This is a genomic window from Neorhizobium galegae bv. orientalis str. HAMBI 540 (assembly GCF_000731315.1).
Lineage (GTDB): Bacteria > Pseudomonadota > Alphaproteobacteria > Rhizobiales > Rhizobiaceae > Neorhizobium > Neorhizobium galegae.
Map to the genome: position 1 here is coordinate 582630 of NZ_HG938354.1, position 22966 is coordinate 605595.

Annotated in this window: 20 protein-coding genes; 15 read left to right on the plus strand and 5 right to left on the minus strand. The window is 59.9% G+C overall.

All coding sequences use genetic code 11. The features are described 5' to 3' along the window. The first annotated feature begins 40 nt into the window (after positions 1-40). The 5 genes from RG540_RS25300 (at position 41) to RG540_RS25315 (ending at position 4964) form a co-directional block, all read left to right on the plus strand. Complete coding sequence (locus RG540_RS25300) at positions 41-2203, plus strand: type I secretion system permease/ATPase (protein ID WP_041364615.1); 2163 nt, start codon at positions 41-43, stop codon at positions 2201-2203. After that, complete coding sequence (locus RG540_RS25305; RefSeq protein WP_041364617.1) at positions 2200-3636, plus strand: HlyD family type I secretion periplasmic adaptor subunit; 1437 nt, start codon at positions 2200-2202, stop codon at positions 3634-3636. Before RG540_RS25300 ends, RG540_RS25305 begins: the two co-directional genes overlap by 4 nt. A gap of 415 nt (positions 3637-4051) precedes the next feature. Next, positions 4052-4171, plus strand: a complete 120-nt coding sequence (locus RG540_RS31810; RefSeq protein ID WP_080725066.1) for a transposase — start codon at positions 4052-4054, stop codon at positions 4169-4171. 215 nt (positions 4172-4386) lie between these two features. Next, positions 4387-4671: a BrnT family toxin gene (locus RG540_RS25310; protein WP_041364619.1), complete on the plus strand. Its 285-nt coding sequence runs from the start codon at positions 4387-4389 to the stop codon at positions 4669-4671. Beyond that, positions 4647-4964, plus strand: a complete 318-nt coding sequence (locus RG540_RS25315) for a BrnA antitoxin family protein (RefSeq protein ID WP_041364620.1) — start codon at positions 4647-4649, stop codon at positions 4962-4964. The genes RG540_RS25310 and RG540_RS25315 overlap by 25 nt, the downstream gene beginning before the upstream one ends. Positions 4965-5104: 140 nt before the next feature. Here RG540_RS25315 and RG540_RS25320 read toward each other — a convergent pair whose 3' ends face one another. From RG540_RS25320 to bcsN, 5 genes are read right to left on the minus strand one after another with little or no spacing between them, the layout of a single operon-like run. Then, positions 5105-7324 carry a tetratricopeptide repeat protein gene (locus RG540_RS25320; RefSeq protein WP_244446764.1) on the minus strand — a complete coding sequence of 740 codons (2220 nt, stop codon included), beginning with the start codon at positions 7322-7324 and terminating at the stop codon, positions 5105-5107. Next, a complete protein-coding gene (locus RG540_RS25325; protein WP_041366329.1) occupies positions 7315-8358 on the minus strand; it encodes a glycosyl hydrolase family 8 in 1044 nt (347 codons plus the stop codon). Before RG540_RS25325 ends, RG540_RS25320 begins: the two co-directional genes overlap by 10 nt. Beyond that, entirely contained in the window at positions 8358-10730 is a 2373-nt protein-coding gene (locus RG540_RS25330) for a cellulose biosynthesis cyclic di-GMP-binding regulatory protein BcsB (protein WP_041364622.1), read from the minus strand. The genes RG540_RS25325 and RG540_RS25330 overlap by 1 nt, the downstream gene beginning before the upstream one ends. Beyond that, on the minus strand, positions 10727-12886 hold the full coding sequence (gene bcsA / locus RG540_RS25335; protein ID WP_041364625.1) for a UDP-forming cellulose synthase catalytic subunit: 2160 nt from the start codon (positions 12884-12886) through the stop codon (positions 10727-10729). Before bcsA ends, RG540_RS25330 begins: the two co-directional genes overlap by 4 nt. Positions 12887-12916: 30 nt before the next feature. After that, a complete protein-coding gene (gene bcsN / locus RG540_RS25340) occupies positions 12917-13894 on the minus strand; it encodes a cellulose biosynthesis protein BcsN (RefSeq protein ID WP_157884682.1) in 978 nt (325 codons plus the stop codon). Between the two features lie 315 nt (positions 13895-14209). Between bcsN and RG540_RS33620 the strand changes: the two genes are divergently transcribed. From RG540_RS33620 to RG540_RS31255, 10 genes are all read left to right on the plus strand, one after another. After that, complete coding sequence (locus tag RG540_RS33620; RefSeq protein WP_041364626.1) at positions 14210-14527, plus strand: hypothetical protein; 318 nt, start codon at positions 14210-14212, stop codon at positions 14525-14527. A gap of 105 nt (positions 14528-14632) precedes the next feature. After that, the gene (locus tag RG540_RS25350) at positions 14633-15613 is read left to right on the plus strand and encodes a Bug family tripartite tricarboxylate transporter substrate binding protein (protein WP_041364628.1); all 981 of its coding nucleotides are present in this window, start codon (positions 14633-14635) and stop codon (positions 15611-15613) included. A gap of 66 nt (positions 15614-15679) precedes the next feature. Then, entirely contained in the window at positions 15680-16513 is an 834-nt protein-coding gene (locus RG540_RS25355) for an amidohydrolase family protein (RefSeq protein ID WP_051909767.1), read from the plus strand. Between the two features lie 15 nt (positions 16514-16528). Then, entirely contained in the window at positions 16529-17026 is a 498-nt protein-coding gene (locus tag RG540_RS25360; RefSeq protein WP_041364630.1) for a nuclear transport factor 2 family protein, read from the plus strand. Between the two features lie 44 nt (positions 17027-17070). Then, positions 17071-17550: a tripartite tricarboxylate transporter TctB family protein gene (locus RG540_RS25365; protein ID WP_041364632.1), complete on the plus strand. Its 480-nt coding sequence runs from the start codon at positions 17071-17073 to the stop codon at positions 17548-17550. 6 nt (positions 17551-17556) lie between these two features. Then, positions 17557-19068, plus strand: coding sequence for a tripartite tricarboxylate transporter permease (locus RG540_RS25370; RefSeq protein WP_041364633.1), 1512 nt, complete (start codon positions 17557-17559; stop codon positions 19066-19068). A 227-nt stretch (positions 19069-19295) separates the two neighbouring features. After that, a complete protein-coding gene (locus RG540_RS25375) occupies positions 19296-20519 on the plus strand; it encodes an MFS transporter (RefSeq protein ID WP_041364636.1) in 1224 nt (407 codons plus the stop codon). Positions 20520-20644: 125 nt separating this feature from the next. Continuing rightward, the gene (locus RG540_RS31250) at positions 20645-21529 is read left to right on the plus strand and encodes a helix-turn-helix domain-containing protein (protein ID WP_080725067.1); all 885 of its coding nucleotides are present in this window, start codon (positions 20645-20647) and stop codon (positions 21527-21529) included. Positions 21530-21615: 86 nt separating this feature from the next. Continuing rightward, a complete protein-coding gene (locus tag RG540_RS25385) occupies positions 21616-22497 on the plus strand; it encodes a BKACE family enzyme (RefSeq protein ID WP_041364638.1) in 882 nt (293 codons plus the stop codon). Next, positions 22497-22961 (plus strand): PaaI family thioesterase, encoded by a 465-nt coding sequence (locus RG540_RS31255; RefSeq protein WP_051909771.1) that lies wholly within the window; start codon positions 22497-22499, stop codon positions 22959-22961. Before RG540_RS25385 ends, RG540_RS31255 begins: the two co-directional genes overlap by 1 nt. Positions 22962-22966: the final 5 nt, after the last annotated feature.

Below are 22966 nucleotides of genomic sequence, written 5' to 3' on the forward strand. Positions count from 1 at the left end.
GCGGCCCTAGAATAATGAAGTAGTGGGGACTTAGTGGGGAATGAATAGCGTCGAAGCCCGACCGCAGCCAGTTCAAAAGCTGGATTCAGGCCTGCGCGCACTTTGCGGTATCGCAGCGTTTTATCAGATTGCGGCTGATCCTGAATCTCTGCAGCGGGAGTTGGCACTGATTGGCCGCTCCGCCGATGATCGCGATGTGCTCCGTGCCGCGAAGCTGGTTGGACTGAAGGCAAGGTTGATCAGAAGGATTACGCTGGATCGGCTCAGGACCGTGCCCGTGCCCGCCATCGTCCAACTTGTCGACGGTACCTATCACGTGTTTGCGGGCGTAGCCGACGGCAAACGATTTCGTCTGGTCGACCCCATCAGCAAGCATGATCGCTTTGTCAACGCAGATGATCTTCTGTCTTCAATTAATGATCACATTATCCTTCTCACGCGCCGAGCCGGAGGAGCAGGCGTCGATCCCCGAAGTTTTGGGCTGAAATGGTTTTTGCCGTCGATATGGCGGTACCGCAAGCCCATAGCACATGTGCTGCTTGCTTCTCTCTTCATCCAGATATTTGCCCTCGTTACGCCACTCTTTTTCCAACTGGTCGTTGATAAGGTCCTGTCGCATAAAGGCTATTCTACCCTTACAGTTTTGGTCGCTGGCATCGTCATTATCGGTATTTTCGATGTCACGCTGCAGTATCTCCGGACGTATGTCCTGTCGCATACAACAAATCGTATCGACGTCGAACTGGGGCAGAAGCTCTTCCGTCATCTGCTGAGACTCCCGCTTCAATATTTCGAGAGCCGCTCCGCCGGACAGACCGTGGCACGTGTGAGAGAGTTGGAAACGATACGAAGCTTTCTGACGGGGCAGGCGCTATTCTCTTTGTTAGATCTGATTTTTACCGTCGTTTTTATCGCGGTGCTATACGCTTACTCCCCCCAGCTGACGCTGGTCGTGGTCGCGTCGATCCCGATCTACGTCCTCATTGGCATACTCATTCGCCCTCCACTTCGCGATCTGATCAATGAAAAATTCAATAGAGGTGCGCTTAGCCAGCAGTTTCTGGTGGAGGCCATAGTTGGTATCCATACCGTCAAGGCTGGCGCTGTCGAACCGATCCTGCAGTCGCAATGGGAAGAGAAGCTTGCCGCCTATGTGCGCACCGCGTTCGATGCCACACGGTTGAGCGCAGTCGGCCAGAATGCCATCCAATATGTCAGCAAGCTGTCAGCTGCGTTTCTGCTATACTTCGGTGCGCAAGCGGTCATCGATGGGGAGCTGTCGATCGGAGCGCTCATTGCCTTCAATATGCTTGCTGCCCAGGTTACCCAACCCGTTTTAAGATTGTCTCAGCTCTGGCAGGACTTTCAGCAGGTCCAAATTTCGATTGAACGCCTCGGGGACGTGCTCAATTCCCCCATCGAACCCATGCCGCAGCAGCGCATGACGCTTCCGAAACCGAGGGGCGCAATCAGTATGAGGAACGTCACCTTTCGCTATCGTCCCGGATCGCCTGAGGTCCTGAAGTCAGTTACGCTCGATATTGCACCCGGAGAGGTCATCGGGATCGTCGGCGCGTCCGGCTCCGGAAAATCAACGCTGACGAAGCTACTGCAGCGACTCTATCTGCCTGAGGAGGGGCAGGTTCTTCTCGACGGAATAGATCTGTCGAATGTTGATCCCTCTTGGCTTCGCAGCCATATCGGCGTCGTCCTGCAGGAAAATATCCTTTTCAATCGCTCCATCCACGATAACGTAGCCTTCGCCAACCCCGCAATGTCGCGCGCAGAAGTGATGTCCGTGGCCAAGCTCGCCGGCGCCGACGAATTCATTGCCAAATTGCCGCAAGGATATGACACGATGATAGAAGAGCGCGGCGCGAACCTCTCCGGCGGTCAGCGGCAGCGGATCGCCATCGCTCGTGCCCTCGCTACCAATCCGCCTATTCTGATTTTTGACGAAGCGACCAGCGCGCTTGACTATGAGAGCGAGCGCGTGATCCAGACGAACATGATGAAAATCGCCAGAAACCGCACGGTCATCATCATTGCTCATCGTCTGGCTGCAGTCCGCACCTGCGATCGCATCTTGGGGATGGCTGAGGGGCGGATAGTTGAAAGCGGTTCTCATTCCGAGTTGTTGGTCAACAAAAGCGGGATCTACTCCAAGCTTTGGGCTCTTCAAAGCGATATGACCGTCTCATGACAGCCAAGGAACATTCGTCGTCAAAGCGCGCAAGACGTGCCGATCAGGAGTTTCTGGCACCCGCGCTTGAGATTCTAGAAACGCCGCCTTCGCCAGTGCAGACCGCCATTCTTACACTGATCTGTTCGTTCGCGGTGACAGCTCTGATCTGGGCTTACGTGGGGCGTGTCGATATCGTCGCAGTTTCGCAGGGCAAGTTCCAGCCCACCGGCAAGGTGAAGGTCATTCAGCCGGTCGTAACAGGCAAAGTGGTAAGGCTGCCGCCCGCCAACGGCACATATGTGAAGGCCGGCGACATATTGCTGGAACTTGATCCGGCACAGGCACTGTCGGAAGAAAAGGGATTGCGCGATAAGCTGAATTCCGCAGAAGCTGAAGCTGCCCGAAGGCGCGTGGCCATCGATGCGGCGCGCAAAGGTCGAATGTCATCCGAGGTCAATATTGATTGGAGCTCGACCATACCGGCAGATATCCGCCTTCGAGAGGAGCAGATCCTTCTCGTAAGTCTAGACGAGCTGGAATCGACGCTTTCTTCATTACGGGCGCAACGTTCTCAAAAAGAAGCCGAACAACAACAGAAGACCGCAGAGATTGAAGCCCAGCAGTCACTCATCGAAACGTTAAGGCAGAGAGTGGATATGCGAAACACATTGGTGTCTCGAACTGCGGGGACCATTTCCAGCGTTATCGACGCGACCGAACTCATGAAAACGCGAGAGACGGATCTGGTTACACTGGTGGGCGAGATGAGGGTCGCAAGTGCCGGTGTAACTGTTTTCAGTGCCGAGATTGACAAGACACTCCGCGCGTTTGTGAGTGATCAGGCTCAAAAACTTGGCCAATCCGAACGGGAGGCCGAAGAATTGCGCAACCTGTTAGCAAAGGCGGAAAGCCAGCGGCGGCAATTGACTGTCGAAAGTCCTGTTGAAGGTATCCTACAAGCATCAGCAGTATTTACACTTGGACAGGTCGTTACCACTGGCCAGGATCTCGCGCGGGTAGTTCCTCTTGACTCAGAATTGGAGATTGAGGTGTACGTCCTCAATCGAGATATCGGGTTCATCCAGCCAGGTCAGTCGGCGGTCGTGAAAGTTGAATCTTTTCCTTTCACCCGCTACGGCTCACTTGAAGCGACCGTCAAACAAATTGCGACGGATTCCCTGCCCCAGCAGGATGCCCAACTGATTGAAGGAAATCCAAACGCGACGTCATCGCGCGATCGTTCCTTTTCTGGCACGGAAAGAATACAAAACCTTGTATTTCCAGTCACCCTCCGGCCGGAGAAGGACGTCATCGAAGCGGACGGCGTGGTGGTGGCGCTTACGCCAGGTATGGCGGTTACGGTAGAAATCAAAACTGGCTCCCGTCGTATCCTGGAGTATCTGTTCTCTCCGCTTGTGGAGGTGGCCTCGCGAGCATTTCGCGAGCGATAGCGACGACGCTCGTCGTGTTCCAGAGCAGCGGACGCGTCTGCGCCTGCATCGAAAATTGAAGGTTCAGAAACATCCGTCATCCGCTTTGTGGCCGGTAAATGACCGACGCCCGCAGTAAGATAGGAACAGCCCCGGACGCACAATCGGGAATGCGGTAGCCAACCCGCGCATCAGAGCTTGATCACCGACGTCCTTGAGTTCCGCCTCCACCCATACGCGATCATCATCATGAACAGTCGTTCGTCAGAACGGGCGGTTGCACGCGCCCCGAGCATTGACAACAAACGGACATCAGAGCGGTGCATTGACCCCGTCTGGCGATAGCAAGTCATCGCGCTTATTCATGTGAGCTCAGGGATGAGCTTGGTATGAATTGCGATGTCTGAAGCTGTGTCCGAACATAGAACGTTTCCATATGATCCAAGCCGTTGCGGGTCGCCTGGAGGGCGCGCCGCGAGGGGTTCGACGCTGGTCAGATGAGTTCAAGGCTCAGGCGGTAGCCGAAAGCATGGAGCCAGGTGCGAGCGTTTGCTAAGATACCCCTATATGAAACTCGCCTCAGAACGTGGCGTGCCGCCTCGATGAACATTTTGCCCCAAATTAGTGCGGGATCCCTCGCGTAGTTTCGAGCGACGTTGATTTTTAAGGCGTTTTCTTAGCAGTTATATGAAGGCGCCAAGCGATATGGAGCCGCTGTGCGTGCTGTTAAGTGCGGCTTGATATCCCTTATAAGTGTAGCTACATTAAATTATGAAGATAATGTGGGACGAGCCCAAGCGGCTGGCCAACCTCGAAAAGCATGGTTTCGATTTTGCTGATGTAAGCGATCTCGATTGGGCGAGCGCCGTCATAGAGGAAGGCAAACCAGATGCTCTTGGCAAAAGACGCTTGAAGGCCATCGGTTACTTTCGCGATGGGACAGCTGCAGCCATTTTTGCGACACTCGGAACTGAAGCAATATCGATTATCAGCTTTCGCCCAGCAAGTGAAAAGGAAAGAAGGAAGCTCCTATGGCCACCAAAAATCAAAAAATGAAGAGTTTTGAACCGGGTCGTGGTTACACGAAGGAAGATTGGGATGCTGTCGATTTTCCCGAGCTAACCGCGGAAGAGCTCGACAACATGCGCCCCGCGATGGACGTGCTACCGGCAGAGTTCTTCAAAGCGATGGAGGAGCATCGCAAATCGCGTGGGCGCCCATCGTTGGAGCATCCCAAAAAGCAAATCACTCTCCGATTGGACGAAGATGTAATCGCTAAATTTCGCGCAAGCGGAAAAGGTTGGCAGGGTCGGATAAACGAAGCTTTGCGAAAAGCTTCAGGTGTATAGCCGGCTCATAAAACTAGCGCATTTTTAGCGCAGCGCGGTATTCGCTGTCTTAGTCAGAACAGCTTTTTTGATGGTGACGGCGGGCGCCGTCTTCCTTGACGATGTAGGTGAGTTAACCTCTCTGAGGAACAGGCCGGCCCTTAGTCAGTCGTCTCGAGCCCCAACGCAACCCTTGCGTCGCGCAAGCCGCGGGCGGCATCGCGGTTTCCAGTCTCAGCCACCGCTTCAAATATACGCATGGCGTCTCCGGCGCGGTTCAGGTTGATGAAGGCATAACCCCTCAGCACAAGTAAATCGGTGGTTTCCGGTTGCAGAAGCGCGCGTTGGTCCAAATAGATGAGAGCCTCGCGATAGCGCCCGGCGTCAAAGGCCAGATTGGCGCGATTGGCAAGGATGGCCACCTGGAGTTCGGACGAGCGCTGCATGCTCTGCGGCGCCTTGGTTGCGGCAACGGCGGCCTTGTCGGTGAGGCCGAGCCTCAAATAGGCGAGACTCTGGCCATAAGCCGCGTCCTCACGCGTGGCCTGCACGGAGGAGCCTAGTGCCGCCTGAAAGGCGTCGGCTGCCTCCAGGGGCCGGTTCAGATCCATCAGGCACCATCCGCGCTGCAGTGCGGCTTGAGGCGAAAGATTTTCCACTCCGCTACGGACATCGCACATTGTCCGACCGGCGGATGTTGTTGGGCGGGGCTGTCGGGATACCACCACAGATGCTGCGGCATTCGTCTGTCGCGATCGGGTTGCGTCCCCCTTTCCGCTTTGCGGCACTGGCTCAGATGCGACTTGTGGAGGCTGGGCAGCTGAGATGATGCCGAGATCGGCGATGCGTCGTGAACGCCCCGCCCAGGCTGCTCGGATCGCTTCTGTTCCAGCGCGGTCATTCAACTGCTGTCGGGTTATGGCAAGTCCATAGGCGGACGGCTCGTCGTCTGCCTTCCACTGGAGCGCGGTCTCGAACCACCGTGCTGCCGTGTGTGGCTGGTTGAACGCGCGCGCATACCAGCCAAGCTGCTGGGCGGTGGGCACATATTTCGCCTGTAGGGCCGTTCGGGCGATGCGTTGGAGAATCTCGGTCGCAATTTGCGGCGAAGGATCGCTCGCCAACAGATTGGCCGTGGCTGCCAGATATGTCGCGCTTGCCTCTTCGGAGCTGTCGCGCCAAGGGTACATGACGTCCTCCGCTCGTGCCGCCTGTCCGCTCTTGAGGAGCGAGAGGGCAAGACCTTGCGACGCCGACACACTCTTCTCGATCTGTCCTGCCTTCGAGAACCATTGCTCAGCCTGCCGGGCCTCGTCATGACGCAGTGCGTACCATCCCAGGAGCAAGGCGTCCGAGGCTTTTCCTTCAGCCTCAGCCATCCGGCGCAGGCGCTCCAGATAGTCCGGGGCTACGTCGCTGCCGGGGGTCTCGTTTGCCGCCGCAACCAGCCGGCGTGCAAGATCGTTGCGGATGGGCTCGAATTCCTTTTCCCGCTCCAGGGCGAGGAGCGGAGTGAGTGACGATGAGGAAAGAAGGGCCGCGGCCTTCTGGACCGTGGCAACCCGTTGCTGTTCGACCGTACAATTTTCCAGGACGTAGCGATACACGTCCACGCCCCGCGTCTCGCGATCCGTGCGGGTGAAGGCTTCTGCCAGGCGCCACAGAACATCGACGTCACTACAGGTGCGCAGGGCAGGGGCTTCTGCCGCCAGAGTGATGACCGTCTGATACTGTTTCAAATCGGAGGCGTTGATCAGCCGCACGCGGTTTTCCGCCAGATTCAAGCGCTCCAGAAGATCCTGTGGCGGCTGCCACGTCCTGTCCATCGCCTGACGTTCCGCAATGGCCTTGCGGACTTCGCTGTAGCGCCCCTCGGCATATTGTCGCCACACCTCCTCAAGCCGTTCATCCTGCCCCATCGGTATTTCGAGCGGATTGGCAGGCGGTGTCCAGTCGGGATAGAGGGCTCGCAACCGTGCAATCTCTGCCTGTAGACGTGCATTGTCGCCACGAGCAGCGAAGTAGCGAAGTGCAGAGAGGTCTGGCTCCGGCTTTGGTTCTGCCGCCGGAGGCGCCGGATCTCCAGCCTGGTCGGTTTCTCTTGTCTTGGGCTGAAGCTGCGCCTGTTCCTGCATTGCCGCGGGGGGAACGGCAGTATCGGGCGCGCCCTGGCCCTCAGCCTGAACCGTGAGGATCCGCTGAGCCAAGGCCCGCGGATCGGCAGGCACGGCTTGTTGCGCGACGCGCTCTGGTTCCGACCTGACCGCAGCTGCCACGTTTGCAGGTAGGCTAGGAAGGCTTACCTTGTCGCGCAGGCTTGCGGCGAAGCCTCCGCCAATCAGGGTGGCCGTGAGAAGGACAAGCGGGAGCTTCATAGACATGAGGGATATTTCTCCCGAATGCCCGCCAGGACCAGCAATTGCAGCGTCGCGGGATAATAGAGATCGGGCTGGAACTGGATCGACGACGGCGGGAGGGGCGTGCCGTCGACGCGGCATGCCAGGAAATCACGGATGGCGCGATAGCCCGGATCACTCAGGGTCTCGATCGGCCGTCCCGTCAGCAAGTCGATCACAGCCGGGATGCCATGCTCATCCACCATGGCGTCCATCAGGCCGCGCATGAGTTCCGGATCATTGATATTACTTCTGGCAAGATACAGCGGAATACGGATGGCGTTATAGGAGAAGTGTGCCTCGAAACCCTTGGCAGGGACAGGATGCTGCTTGAGGCTGACCCATTCCGGGGGAAGCCGGGCGGGGTCTATCTGCAACGTGCGGATCAGTGCCAGTCCGTCGTCTGACAGTGCCTGCCACCGGTCGGATGGCGCAAGAATACCCATCACGGGCAGCGCTTCGAAGATCCAGTAGGACGGATTGACGACGGGTCCGTCTTGGCGGTCCGCAGCCCGAAACCCAATTGCTCCTGGCAAAAGAATGGTCCGCCCGCCTGCCGAAATGACCGTCTTCGACAGAATGCTCTGCGCCATCCGTGCCGCGGCCTGAATGAAGTCCATTCGCTTCCATCTTGAGCCTGCAAGGCCCAGCGCGTAAGCGATTAACAGGTCTCCGTCCGTCGCATTGTTGATATCTTGGACATGAGGAGACGCGTCGGGTTCCCATTTCCAAGCCGAAAGCCCATCGTCCCGCAATAGCAATTCGGTGCGGGTAAAGGACCAGATCCGCTCGAAGTCCGAGGGACTATCGGCAAGGTAGGCAAGCAACAGGCCGTAGCCCTGGCCTTCGCTGTGGCTGATGGCGCCATTGCCATTGTCGACGATGCGGCCGTTGGGTTCGAGGAACTTCTCCTTGTAGGCCGACCATTCCCGGCCCAGGATCAGCGGTTCCTTGGCCTGCGTGGATCCGGCAGAGCTGAGAAGCGTCAGGCAAACCACCAGCGTGATCAGGCGTAACATCATTTCCGCCTCCCAAGTCGGCTAAGGACGGATGCGGTGGCAAGCCCGAAGATGACCGCAAATACGACCAGAAGGATGGTGTAGGCGAGGACATTGGTGGACAACCAGTTGGTGAGAACCAGTCGATAATTGTTCAACGACACGCCGCCTGTCGAGCGGTAATCAATTTGGTTCTCCGCAAGCACGGTGACGGTATCGGTCTTGCTCGCATAGGCGCTCAACCGACCGCCAACATCACCCCACCGATCCAGCCTGGTTATCATCTCGACTGAGGTCTTCAATTCGGCCGATGTCGGACTGGTGACCAGCGTCCAGCTGGCCTCACCTGAGGGGCTTGGGCCTTGCGCAATCAGCAGGCTGTGTGTCGGAGATGGACGAAACGGGGCTTCCGTACTGGGCAGGATCCGCAGAGACGCGGCGGAAATGTCGAAATTGCGTTGCAGCCACGCCTGGAACGCGCTCACTTGTCCGCTCCAGATTCCGCCGCTGACACGCGTGCGCCATTGCTCGAATGCCGCAGATGTTGGAGCCGCGGGCGCTGCTAGCGGCGATGCTGGCCTCCAGGATGTTGCACCATCGGCAGCGATGGCGGTCTGCGCAAGGAGCCTGGCAGGCATCTGGGAAAGGCTGCCAAAAAAGATGGCGTTGCGATCGCCCACGGCCGTGGGCGTTGCAACAAGCTCCGTTGCAATCACGTGCCCCGCCGCTAGTGCCAGCTTTCCCATGAAGGTCGATACCGCCGACATCGTGTCAGCGTCGAAACGATCGACGAAAAGTTGAAGTGGCTCTTCGTCGCGTGCGTAGGGATACCCGGTGGCGGCCAGCGCCGCCAGGTTGGGAGTACGTCCGATCCGGCCAAAGGCTGGCATCCGCCATTCGGACGTATTGAAGATGGCGAGGCGCGGTTCGGCAACCGCCGTCGAACCTGGAGCACAGAGCGTATCCGCTTCCGTGGTGATGATCGCCTCCAGGCCGATCGTGTTGAGGCCAGGCCTGATGTGACGCAGGGCGACCTTGATGGGAAGGTGCCGCAGGATCCCGCCCTTCGAGGAGGTGATCGGGACGGTCGAGGCTATGTTGCCGTTCACATAGACGTCGATATGGCTGCCCGGCAGGACGGCGTCGGTGAATGCCGCGTCCAAAAGCAACTGCCCTTCTCCAAAGGCGTTGGCGTAGAAGTCCGACGGGACCGCAAGATTGAAGTTGGTGCTTACACGGCGTCCCGGAAATTCAATTGTCTCCATACCAAGCTGCGACAGGGCAAGGGTCTCACCGCCAAACAGGAGCGGTGCATCCGGTGTGCTCCACCGCTGGGTGCTGATGACGTCACGACGCACTGCGAGAGAGCGATCCAGCGGGGTCACGAATGTATCGATCGCGGCGCGAATGTCGCTCCAACGCGGGCCGGTGATGAGAAGAACTGGCTGATCCGTCTGCGGATCAACGGCCCAGGTCAGCAAGCTGCCGTTTTGAGCCGCGGCGGGCAATCCCGGAAAGACCGGCTGCAGTTCAGCCGCAGTACCGATCACAATGCCCAGATGTCCTGGCCTGGGTGCTGGCAATCGCTGCGAATGGAACGAGAAGCTCTGGCTTGGCATGCCGGCGAGCAGCGACAGGCCCTGTGCAAGCCGAAGGAGCGGAACTGTCGCGCCTGGCTGCCCGAGGGTTGGAAGCAGTACCTCGAACGATGTCGCGCCCTTGGCATCGGCACCGATGGCCCGGATGGCCTCGGCGATGGAGGGTGCCGTACCGGTCTGTCCTCCAAGCGTGAGAAAGGTTTCGGCGGGATCAATCCTTGTCCAGAGCTCATAGGTGGAGCGGATGTCGCAATCAGTCCTGTGCCGCTGGTTGGCCCGAAATTCGATTTGGTTGGAGCCGGCCTGCAGAATGCCCGCTGGCACCTCCAACGACACAGTGCGCGGCCTGTCCGCAGCGCTGATGGCTTCATCTGCAACTTGACGTCCGTTGAGCAGAACCGTCAAGCGCGATGCTTCCGGGGCGACCACGATGGCGTTGCGAAAGCTGAATGCGAGGCTGATTGGACCGGAAACCTGCTGTTCGGTCAGGTAGATCGACCATGATCGGCGGTCGAGCTCGCCCGTCAGGGCCAGTTCCTGCACGGGAAGGATATAGCGGCGGTTCTGCTGCTCCGGCGGTCGAGCCGAGGGAGAGGTGTCGGATCGCTGGTCGTTGTTCGGCGCAGGTTGCGCCGCCGGGCCGCGCGGGAGCTCAGGCAGTTTGGGTGCCGGGGCAACGGGGACGGATGGCCCTTCCGGCCCCATGTCGAACGGCGCCGCCTGGGCGAGGACGGGCCCGGTTGCAGCAAGCCAGATGACGAAGATCGGGAGTAGGAAAAAAGGACGGCGTGTCATGTACCCTTCCCCATACCCCGGAAGAGATAGATCAGCCCACGGCTTGTCTGGTAGAGCGACAGCCCGAGAAACCAGAGCGTGCCGCGGACAAGGCCCGGATTGCGCCTGCGGCTCGTCTGGAACTCTGCCCATTGCGCGGAATTGGCAAACAGGAGATCGGCGATCCAACGGTGGTCGAGCGCATCGCGCGGCCGGTATTGGCAGCCGACCTGAACGGTGTCGCCGGACGATTGCGCGCCCCGAATGACGATCGGCAACAGGGCAAGCTCCTGCTGTTCATCATGGGGCCTGAACCGCAGCACGGCTTCCGCGCCGGGGCGGATGCTCGACAATTGTTTGCCGAACACCTGCAGGCCCGCTCCGCCCACCGAGACATCCTCGATCGAGGCGGGATACCAGCTGCCCTCGACGCCAAACTCGCAACGTCGCCGGACCCTTATGCGTCGCGAGGACGATTTTTCGCCGCGCTCCGAGACCACTCCCAGCGCGCATCCGGCGAGAATGAGGTTGATAATGTTCCAGCCGCCAACGACGAGGGTGACGTCCGCCTTGTAAGGCTCGGTATAGATTTTAAAGATCGTCATGATGACGGCGACGATCTGCACCGCAAAGATCACGAAGAACGGTCTGCTGATTTCCGAAAGTCGATTGACGGAGACGGATTCATCCTTGGCGGTGACCTTGAATGTCGGCTTCCTCGGATTGACCATGACCGACACGACCGCCGGAAGAAGATGGACTGTCTGCACGAACTCATAGAGCTCGGAGATCCAGGGCCAGCGGAACGAGCCGTACAGATAGTTCTGCATCATTAGGTTCACCAGCATGTAGGCCAGCGTGTAGGCGAGGAACTCGCCACCGGACGCGGTGAAGATCTCCAGGTCGAAGAAGATATAGAAGAGCGGCGCGATGAGAAAAATCGTGCGCGGGAAAGGAAACAGCCAGAACAGCGTCGACGACATGTAGCAGAACCTCTGTGGGATCGAGAGGCCGCTTTTCAGGAAGGGCATGCGAAAACGCAGGATCTGCATCATTCCTTGCGCCCAGCGGCTTCGCTGGCCGATGAAGCTGGCAAAGGTCGCCGGTTGAAGGCCTGCGATCAGAGGCTTGTCGACGTAGATGCTGTTCCACCCCGTACTGTGCAGTTCGAGCGCGGTCTCGCAGTCTTCCGTGATGCTCATGCCGCTGAAGCCGTTGGTCGTCTCCAGCGCGCGGCGGCTCAAGACAGCGGCAGAACCGCAGAAGAAGGAGGCGTTCCACTTGTCCAGACCGCGTTGGATGATGCCGTAGAACATCTCGTTCTCGCTCGGCATGCGCTCGAAGGTGCGCAGGTTCCTCTCAAGAGGATCTGGATTGAGGAAGAAGTGCGGCGTCTGGACCAGGAACAGCTTCGGGTCTTCCTCGAAATAGCCGACTGTCTCGAGCAGGAAGTCGCGTGCCGGCGCATGGTCGGCATCGAAGACAGCGATTAGCTGGCCTTGCGAGTGGGCAAGGCCGTTGTTGAGATTGCCGGCCTTGGCATGCTCGTTGCGCTCGCGCGTAAGGTAGTTTGCACCCAGCTGCCGGCAGAGGTCAGACAGCAAGGCGTGACGCGCGACGGCCGTCTCCGACTCGCGAACATCGGCCGAATTGCGCTTCTGCAATGTTCCACCGTCATCCAGCAACCAAACCCTCAGCCTGTCTGCCGGATAGTCCATCGCCTTTGCTGCGGCGATGGTGTTGGCCAGCAGCATCGCATCCTCGTTGTAGGAAGGAATAAACACGTCGACCGCAGGAAAGGTTTTCTGTTGGCCTGCCCGCGACGGGCGCGACGCAAGCGGCATCGCCACGATGAACAGGCTGAGAAACAGCATCAGAATGTTGTACATCTCCGCCAGGTACAACAGCATTCCCGGGATAAAGTTCTCCGGCTGATTGATGGGGGGCAGGGTTTCGGTGGTGCGCCAGTAGGCATAGCGCAGGACAATGGAAACGCCGAAGGCGAGTGCCACAAGCCGCCAGCGCCCATCTGACTTGAGAAGCTTCAGTCCGCCCATGATAATGACGACCGTCACGCTTACGATCAGCTGGGTCTGCAGATTGACAGGCAGGGTGATCACGCTGACCACACAGGCTGCCATGATCGTCCACAAGATGATGCCCAGGGCCTTTTGCATGGTCATTCCTTTGGCACGTGGCGCTAAGCGCTAGTGCGCCGCTTCACGATCGCCTGGGTTGGAGCAGACGGGCGACATGGGCGCGGCATCAATGCAATCGGGGGAGGGCACGGCAACCCGTGCCCTGCCCGCGTTCTCGGCGGTGTGAGAGGCCGGCGGTGGTACTGGAACGACCATGGCGTCATCAGACGGCGCGCTCGAAGCCGCGGGAGCGGCGGTCGTCGCGACCGGCAAGACAGGAGCCGCAGCCGGTGCTGCCGGGCCGCGCCGCGTTATGGCAGAAGTGGTGCTCCGGTCGACCTGGGAACGCGAGTAGCTGAATGGGAACGTCTGCGCGGACGGTTGGGCGGCAGGATAGATCGGTTGACCGGTCTGGCCGATCCTTGGGTCACCGGAGGATGGGCTGCCGAAGGGGTTCCAGATTTCGCCGTGGAAGGTGCCGATCAGCGTGTAGCCGTACATGACGCTCAGAAGCTCACTTTCGTTCGCGCGGTTGTCGCACAGGCGCAGCCTCATCTGGACCATGCCGAAATCCCGGCCGATGCCGCTTCCGCTGCTGCGGGAGCGGATCTGCTGCCAGCCGAAGAGGCAGGCATCTCCGCCAGCGCTGCGGCCTGATGCATAGGCAAACGGGCCATAGGCGTTCTGCAGGTAGATATTCGAACGCGTCATACGCACACCGGGCACCGCAGCCGCATATTCACGCCGGAGAGCTGCCTCGTTGACGGTTCGATAAGGCGCCATGCTGGTGTTGCTGCCCTGCGAGCCGCCGATAAAGCTGACCTTCAGGTAGTTCTGGCCAGGGATGCTGGAGTTGGTGGCCAAGGACACCGTCTGCTCGGTCGCGTTGGTGCGTTGTGTCTGGACAACACCCAATACGGAGGGCCCACCGGGCGGCGGCATGATCAGCGCTTTGTCGGCGGATAGAAGCTCTGGGCCCACGGGGGCTTTGACGGTACCTGCAGTGCCACAGCCGGTCAGCATTGATACGAGCAACAGTGTTGTCAAGCGAGCCTCAATCACCGTAAATTCCGTTCAGTCCTAGGTTATACACGTGAGAGGAATCTCAAGACGATTTGCGGTAGAGGGTAACTTACTCACAACGATGGTTAACAGATCGTAAATGCTTAATGCTCGATTAAGGATTTTTGGGGCTTGCACGGAGCTTCGGCGCGGCCGCGGCACACAGGAACAAGGCGGCCAAAGCGGTCGCGGTCGATTCCTCTTACGCTGCGGATCGCGCAAATAACGCATGGCCGCATATCAGCCCGTGGAAGACGGTTCGATCTTTTCCACCCAGTTTGGCCTGGGAAAGAAGGGTAGGTGGCCGCCTGCTTGATCAGCGTCTCGAAATCCGCCTTGCCGTCGCTCCAGACGCCTGCAACGGTCGCTCTGCTGGTCGGGCCGCAGGTGGCGGGCGTGTCAAACATCGGCCGGCGGACCGAGCGCACCATCGTGCAGCAGCGCCACGCGGCCGGCGACCATGAAGACATGGTCCGGATTATGGGTGGAAAGGTTGAGCGAAACTCCCTCGGCCGCCAGGCGGCGGATATCGGAATGCACCCGCATCTGGTTGCCATGGTCGAGGGTGGCAGTCGGCTCGTGGGGCCACGGGTTGCGGATCCCTATTTCAGCCTTTGAAACAGATGCCCCGCTGCAATAGCCGAGGCTCTGCTTTTGTCTATGATCCATCCCCACCGGAACAAGAAGCATCAAGCGCCGATCCGGTTTGAGGGAGGAGAAACAATGCGCAGGATACTGACATCGATCGGTCTTGCCTTGCTGGCGTTCACGGGTGTGAACGCAGCGAGCAGTGCCGGGCTGGCGGCGGAGTGGCCGAAGGACAAGCCGGTCACTCTGGTTCACGCGTTTTCGGCAGGCAGCGATTATCTGGCGCGACTGGTGGCCGCGGCGCTGGAAAAGGGCATCGGGCAAACCGTCATTGTCGAAAACAAGCCGGGGGCTGGCGGCGCCATCGGCACGGGCTATGTGGCCCGCCAGAAGCCGGACGGCTATACGTTGGTCACCGCCTATCCGGGACCGGCGGCCAATTTCACCAACACCATGCCCGGGCTGGCCTATAAGCCGCTGCAGGATTTCGAGCACATCATCCAGTTTTCGGTCGGCGACATGGTGCTGGTGGCCCGCAAGGATTTTCCGGCCAACACTTTCAGCGAGTTGATCGCTTATGTGAAGGAGCACCCCTCGCAGGTGAGCGCCGGTAACAACGGCATCGGCTCTTACGGTCACATGATCGAGACCGCGATCATGGATATGGCCGGGATCGACATCAAGCTTGTCAGCTACAAGGGCAGCCCGCCGATCGTGACTGACATGCTGTCGGCGAGCCTGGATCTTTCCGTGGACTATCTCGGGGATGCCTATATCAAACACATCGAGGCAGGCACTCTAAAACCGCTCGCCGTGATCTCGGCCAACCGGGTCAAGATACTGCCGAACGTTCCGACCTTGAAGGAGGCGGGGCTCGATCTGGTTGCCGTGCCGTGGGGAGGCATCATGGCGCCCAAGGGTACGCCCCCGGCGGTCGTCAAGAAGATCAACGATGTGCTCACGGAATATCTGAAGTCGGACGACGCCATCCGGAAATTTGCCGTTGCGGGCCAGGTCCCGGCGCCGACCACGCCCGAGGAATTCCACAGGATCGTCGTCGATGAAGAAGCACTGTGGCGGAACATCATCACCAAATACAAGATCCGGAGCGAATAGTCCTTCGGTCTCTCCGAGACCGAGAGCGGCGGTCGGCAGATTGCAGAAGTCCGGGAGCCATATCTGATGTCGAGTGATATTCTTGTCCGGTCATATCGGTCCGCCGAACCGCCGCTTGTGGATGCGCATTTTCACATCTATTCAACGGACCTGCCGCTGGCGCCCGACGCCTGGCACCGACCGCCGGAAGATGCAGGCACCGAGCGGCTGATCAAGCTGCTCGACGACCATGGCGTCTCGCTCGGGGTCGTGGCCGCCGCCAGCTTGCATGGCGAATACAACGACTACGTTCGTGATGCTTTACGCAGATATCGCCGTCTGCGGGCAACGGCAATCGTCGCTCCGTCTATCGGCATCTACGAGCTGGAGCGGATGCGCGACGACGGCTTCGTCGGCATCCGGCTGATGTGGCGAACGCTTGCCGAGGCGCCGGATATCACCTCGCCGGACTATCGCCGGCTGCTGCGGCGGGTCGCCGATCTCGGCTGGCACGTGCACCTGATCGAACGGGCGGATCGACTGGCGAAGATGATGCAGGAGATCGAGGCAGTGGGCGCGCGCGTGGTGATCGATCATATGGGCATGCCGGAAGCCGGCAAGGGTGTGGACGACCCCGGATTTCGCCTCGTCCTCAACGCGATCGATCGCGGCAATACCTGGGTCAAGCTTTCGGCGGGGTATCGGTTCAAGCCGCTCTCGGCCGCCGTGGATTGCGCGCGGGAGCTGGTGAAGCGGACGGGCGGGGAGCGGCTGGTCTGGGCGAGCGACTGGCCCTTTGCCGCCTACGAAAACAACGTGACCTACGGAGAGACCGTTGCGGCGCTTTCCGAATGGGTGCCTGACCCGGTCACGCGGCGACGCATCGGCGGTCGAAATGCCCTCGAACTCTACTTCATGTAAAAGCTGGAACCGGAAATGGATGCACTCGCGGAATTGACTGCCAAGGCCGAAATCCTGTCCCTCGTCACCGAGTACTGGAAGGATGTCGACACCAATTGGGGTGCCGGTGCACATATGATGTTCACCGAGGATGGCGTGTTCGGGTCAGGCCCTTCCGCTTTTGTCGGCAGGGAGCAGATAAAGGCGTTTTACGACTGGCGCCGCAGTCGGGGCGAACGTGTTGCGCGCCATCTGATCAATAACCCGATGGTTTCGATCGAGAGCCGAGATCGGGCGACCATCCGATATATCATGACCATCTATGCGGTCGATGGCTTGCCGATCCTGCCCGTCAACGCGCCAAACAGCATTTCGGACGTTCTCGAAGTCGTCGTGCGCGATTGGCCGGGTGGTTGGAAGATCCAGTCGAAAGTGTTTACCCATCTGTTCAAGGGGCAGGAGCCGACGACGACGATGCCGGCAGATCTGCGCAAGGTCCTGTTGCCGGAGGGCAGCCCACGGGCCCAGAGCTAATTTCCATATCGTACCGATCGAATGCCGTTGAGGAGGAAAACAGCATGGCCATCGCAACGCGACAGCACCGCTCGCTCAGTCGCCGAAATGTCACTTTCGCCGCCATTTTCGTAGGTTTCAGCGTGGTTGTCGGCATCTACGCTTATGAGACGTTGAAGATCGGCACGGCGGCCCAGATGGGGGCCGGGTTCTTTCCCGTCATGCTCTCGATCGTACTCGGGTTCCTGTCCCTGGCCGTGGCTTTCACGCCGATCCCTGCGGGCGCCCAGCCATTGCGGTTCGCCCCGGTCAAAGCGTCCATTCTGATTATGGGGTCTCCCCTGGTCTTTGCAGCGTCCATCCAGTCGCTGGGTCTGGTAGCTGCGGTGGCGTTGACGATCTTCTTTTCCAGTTTTGCCAGCCGGTTTGCCACCCTGCGCCAATCCGTTTTGCTGTCCGTCGGTTTCACCGTCTTTTGCGTGGCGGTGTTCCATTATCTCCTGAACCTGCCAATCGCCCTCTGGGGCGACATCATCACGGGTTAGAACGCCATGGATATCTTTGCCAATCTCGCGCTCGGCTTCGGGGCGGTTCTTGAACCTTCCAACCTGATGTTCTGCTTCATCGGCTGCCTGCTCGGCACGGCCGTAGGTGTGCTGCCGGGCATCGGTCCACTCGGGACGATCGCCATCCTGCTGCCGGTGACGTTCGGCTTTGCGCCGGAGGCCTCGATGATCATGCTGGCGGGCATCTATTACGGTGCTCAGTATGGCGGCTCCACCACCGCGATCCTCATCAACCTGCCTGGCGAGGCGACATCGGCGGTGACTGCCATCGACGGCTACCAGATGGCGCGCCAGGGCAGGGCAGGGGCGGCACTCGCCATCGCCGCACTCGGCTCGTTCTTCGCCGGCTGCGTCGCGACGCTGGTTATCGCGCTGTTTGCGCTACCGTTGACCTCGCTTGCCCTCAGCTTCGGTCCGTCGGACTATTTTGCGCTGATGGTGCTCGGGGTCGTGGCCTCGATCGCGCTGGCGCACGGTTCGGTACTGAAGGGACTTGTCATGATCGTGCTGGGCCTGCTGCTCGGCTGCGTCGGGACCGATGTCTATACGGGCAGCATGCGCCTGACGCTCGGCACGCTTGACCTCGCCGATGGCATTCCGATCATCGCCTTCGGTTCCGGCGTTTATGCGATCGCCGAAATCCTGCGCGGTCTTGAGGATGAAAAGGAGCAGGAGCGGGATGTGCTGACGACGCGCGTCACCGGCCTCATGCCCACCTGGGCGGATATCAAGGAGTCAGCCTGGCCTATCCTGCGGGGAACGGGGCTCGGTTGCATTCTCGGAATCCTGCCGGGTGGTGGCGCGATGCTGTCGTCCTTCACGTCTTATGCGCTGGAAAAGAAGATTTCCCGCCATCCCGAACGGTTCGGCCACGGTGCGATTGCCGGTGTTGCCGGTCCGGAATCGGCCAACAATGCCGGCGCCCAGAGCTCGTTCATCCCCATGCTGACGCTCGGTATCCCCTCGAACGCGATCATGGCGCTGATGATCGGCGCGCTGATGCTGCAAGGCGTGGCGCCAGGCCCCAATCTCGTCAACGAGAAGCCGGTTCTGTTCTGGGGCGTGATCGTCTCGATGTGGATCGGCAATCTGATGCTGGTGATCCTCAACCTGCCGCTTGTCGGCCTGTGGGTAAAGCTGCTCTCGGTGCGCAACCATTACCTTTTCCCGGCGATCATCGGGTTCTCGGCGATTGGCGTCTACAGCGTCGGCAACAATCCGTTCGATCTGGTCGTGATGGCGGTTTTCGGAGTGGTCGGCTACGGCCTTACCAAGCTCGATTGCGAACCCGCACCCCTGCTGCTGGGCTTTGTGCTCGGGCCGATGCTGGAAGAATATCTGCGGCGTGCCATGCTGCTGGCGGACGGCAATCCGCTGGTGTTTTTCCAACGGCCGCTCACCGCCGGCCTGCTGCTTGTCGCGGCAGTGACACTTTTTGCGGTGCTGTTTCCGGCGATCCGCAACCGCCGCAAGGTCGTTTTTGCGGAAGAGGATTGAGAGCTTCTCCATCGTTGCCGGCAGGATTTTACCACGCGTTATGGCGCGATCGTGTTTCATGTTGTGAAATCGCCACGCGGCGCAGGTGGACCCCTCGACGGTCCGGGTTCTAACTCGTCGGAATCCGGCAAACAGCCGGGCAATGTTTACCGTCCATCAACCCACCCCGATATTCACAGGTGAAACTTGCAATATCTGCTGAGTTTCCATTTTTTCCGGCTGTGCAGATGAGCGCTGCCAAGGTCGGGCGCTACAACCCTCTGCTTGCCCTGAAGGACCCGCATTACCGCCGCTTTGCCATCGGAAGCATCGTCTCCGTCCTCGGCATGTGGATGCAGAAGATCGGCGTCGCCTGGCTGGCATGGGAGCTCACCAAGTCGCCATTCTGGCTCGGGTTGATTGCCGCCGCCGACATGCTGCCGTCGATCTTCCTCAGCAGCTTTGCCGGCTCGCTCGCCGACGCGCATGACAAGATCAAGGTGTTGCGTTCGGCGCAATCGGTCGCCATCCTGCAATCCGTGGCGCTGGCCCTGCTCTCCTGGCTGGGGCTCACCACCGTCGAGGTGCTGCTCGGGCTCACCCTGATCCTGGGAATTTCCAGCAGTCTGGAACAGCCGGCGCGGTTGTCGCTCATCCGCGAAATCGTGCCTGCGGACTACCTGCATGCGGCAGTGGCGGTCAATGCGCTGAGTTTCAACCTCGCCCGGTTCGTTGGCCCGATCATCGCCGGGCTGCTGATCAGCAAAGTCAATGTCGGCACTACCTTCGCAGCGAGCGCCGTGGCAATCGCCTTCTTCTCTTATGCACTGGCTATGATCCGGGTCCAGAAGGGCGTCGATCGACCCTCAGACATTGTTCAGCGATCGGGCACCGCCGATGGCTTTCGCTATGTGCGTCGCCACAAAAGCCTCTCGGCGACGTTGGGGCTGCTGGGGATGACCGGGATCAGCGTCAACGGGATCTTGCAGATGCTTCCGGCCATCTCCGATGCCCTGTTCGCGAAAGGCATAGACGGGTTCGTGGGGCTGATGGCGGCTTCTGCGTTCGGCTCGGTGGTCTCGGGCACGATAACCCTTTCACGGCCGCCGAGTGCGCGGGGCCCGCTCGGTATCGCGTTTGCCGCGATTTGCGCCACCGCCGCCCTTGCCGTGCTCGCGTTGACGCCGAGCTTTCACCTCGCGCTGATTGCGATCTTCTGCATGTCGTTTGCCAACATGTATGCGGGGATCGCCGGACAGGCCCTGTTGCAGCTGGAGAGTGAGCCAGGCAAGCTTGGCCGCGTGATGGGAATCTACAGCATGATCATCCGTGGCGGTCCCGCAGTCGGTAGTTTTGTCATCGGAACTGCGGCGACGTTTGTCGGCATGGTCATTCCCATCGTCGGTGTCGCCGCAGTTGCTGCCTGTTATTCCGGCGCCATCGCGCTGGCCTTCCGCCGGCCGCAATCGTGACCGTTTTCATTTCATCTGCTGAAATGAAAAAAGAAGCCTCTGGCCTCATCGCCCGGCGGGGACTACCGTCTGTTTAGGCGTTGGTTGGGAGACCGGTGCAGAGGGAATTCTGGGAGGAGTTCTGAATGTTGGATAGCGAGCTTAAGGAGAGACCGGCCAGATCTCCGCAGCTGCCGAAATATAACGATCTTCATTGCAGGGCTAACTCATTGCGTGGCAGCGTCGACGAACACAAGGCGTCCTATGCCCCCGTCGAATCCGCACGCCGGGTTCTCTTGCTGCTGCAGGCGCTCAATGCCCAGCGTATCGCCACCATCGGTTCGCTGCATCAGGTAACGGGCCTTTCCAAGTCGACGATCGTCAGAATGCTCGAGACCTTGATCAGCGAAGGTTACGTCGTCCGCGACAATTTCGTCGGCGGCTATAGCGTCACCTCCAAGGTCGTCTCGCTTGCTTCCGGGTTCAGCGGCGCGCCGTTGCTGATCGAGGCGGCGCGGTCGCGGGCGGTGGCGTTGACCAATGATATCAAGTGGCCCGTGAGCCTCGGAACGCTGCGCGACGGCCACATCCTGGTCAGTTTTACCACGGCGCCGATCAGTCCCTGGTCCTATCCGTTTCCCGTGCTGCACCGGTTCCTGGATCTGGAATTGACCGCGATGGGTCAGTGTTACCTGGCGTTCTGCGATGACGAGGAGCGTGCGCTGCTTTTGAACGCACTGACCCAGCAGCGCCGCGGGCAGGGCAAGCCGTTCGATGCTGCACGGGTGCTCAGGGATCTCAGGGTAACCCGCAAGCGCGGTTATGCCCGTGTCGGCGGGCCGCGGCGGGTTTTCGATTTCGTCGCCGTCCCGATCCTCGACGGTCAGCGTTGCTCTGCCTGTATGGGGGTCGGCTTTTACCGTACCGCGGTTGCGTCCGATCGCATCGTGGAGAGCGTAATCCAGCCCATGCTCGAGACCGCATCCGCCATAAAAGTGGATATGCGCAACCTCAACAGCTCCGGTTACTGAGCCACAATCAACACTGATCCGCTGGGCGTGCTCGATCGGGGCAGGCCTTGCTATGTCCAATCGCGACCAACCCAAAGAGGGATCCAATGAAGCGTAAGGTTGTGCTGACATGTGCTGTCACGGGCGGCAGTGCCTTATCCCGGAACAGCCAATATGTACCGATTACGCCTGAGCAGATCGCCAATGAGGCGATTGCAGCCGCAAGGGCCGGTGCGGCCTCGGTGCATATCCACGTCCGCGATCCGCAGACCGGCGCCCCTTCCATGAAGTTCGAACTTTATGAGGAGGTGATGCAGCGTATCCGCCACCCCGGGGTGGACGTGATCGTCAATCTGACCGCCGGTCCGGGCGCTGGTTACGCGCCGACTCTGGACGAGACTGCAGTGCCGCCTGTCTTGTCTCCGAGCGCTCGCACCGACCATGTCTCGCGCCTGCGCCCCGATATCTGCACGCTGGATGTGGCGACCATGAATTTCGGCGACCGAGCGATCGTCAACACGCCGCCGCATCTGATCGCCATGGCGAAATCCATCCAGGTGGCCGGTGTAAAACCGGAGCTTGAAGTTTTCGATATCGGCCATGTGGGCGTCGCGGTGCGGTTGCTCGAAGCCGGGCACCTGCCGCAACCGCCATTCTTCCAGTTCTGCCTTGGTATTCCGGGCGGAGCTCCGGCGACGACCGAGGCGATGCTTCTGATGCGCTCGCTGATGCCGCCGGGCGCTATCTGGTCTGCCTTCGGCATTTCCCGCTTTCAGATGCCCATGGTCGCCCAGTCGGTCATCCTCGGCGGCCATTGCCGCGTCGGGTTGGAAGACAACCTTTACCTGGAACACGGTGTTCTGTCCGAAGGCAATGCGCCGCTGGTCAAACGCGCGGTGGAGATCATCAGGGCACTTGGGGCAGAGCCCGCGACACCGGCGGAAGCCCGCGAGATTCTGTCGCTCGAAGCGGCAAGGATGGCCGCCTGATGGATGGTCTCGACCCGGTTTCCGAGACCGTCTTCGATCCTGCTGCGGCAGGTTGGACGAAGCGCCGGTCCAACCCTTTCTCCGATGTGGTCGGGCCGTTCTGGCAGAAGCAGGAGGATGGCCAGGTCCTCTTCGGGCTACTCTGCACGCCGCAGACGCTGAACAATGCGCGCGTGATGCATGGAGGCGCGCTCGCGACCTTCTGCGATCAGGCATTGGGCGGCACGCTCCATGAGACCTTGTCGCGCGGTCAAGACCCCGATGCGCCGCCGGTGCGGTCCGTCACGGTCCAGCTCAACGTCCAGTTTCTCGCGGCCGTGCGGCCGTTCGATTTTGTGATCGCCCGCTGTCGTGTCACCCGAAAAACGCGCACGCTGGTGTTCCTGGACGGGTTTGTGGAAGTGGGCAACGAGGCTGTCGCATCGCTGCAGGCGGTGTTCAAGCTGGTCAAGCCGGCCGTCTGAACGGG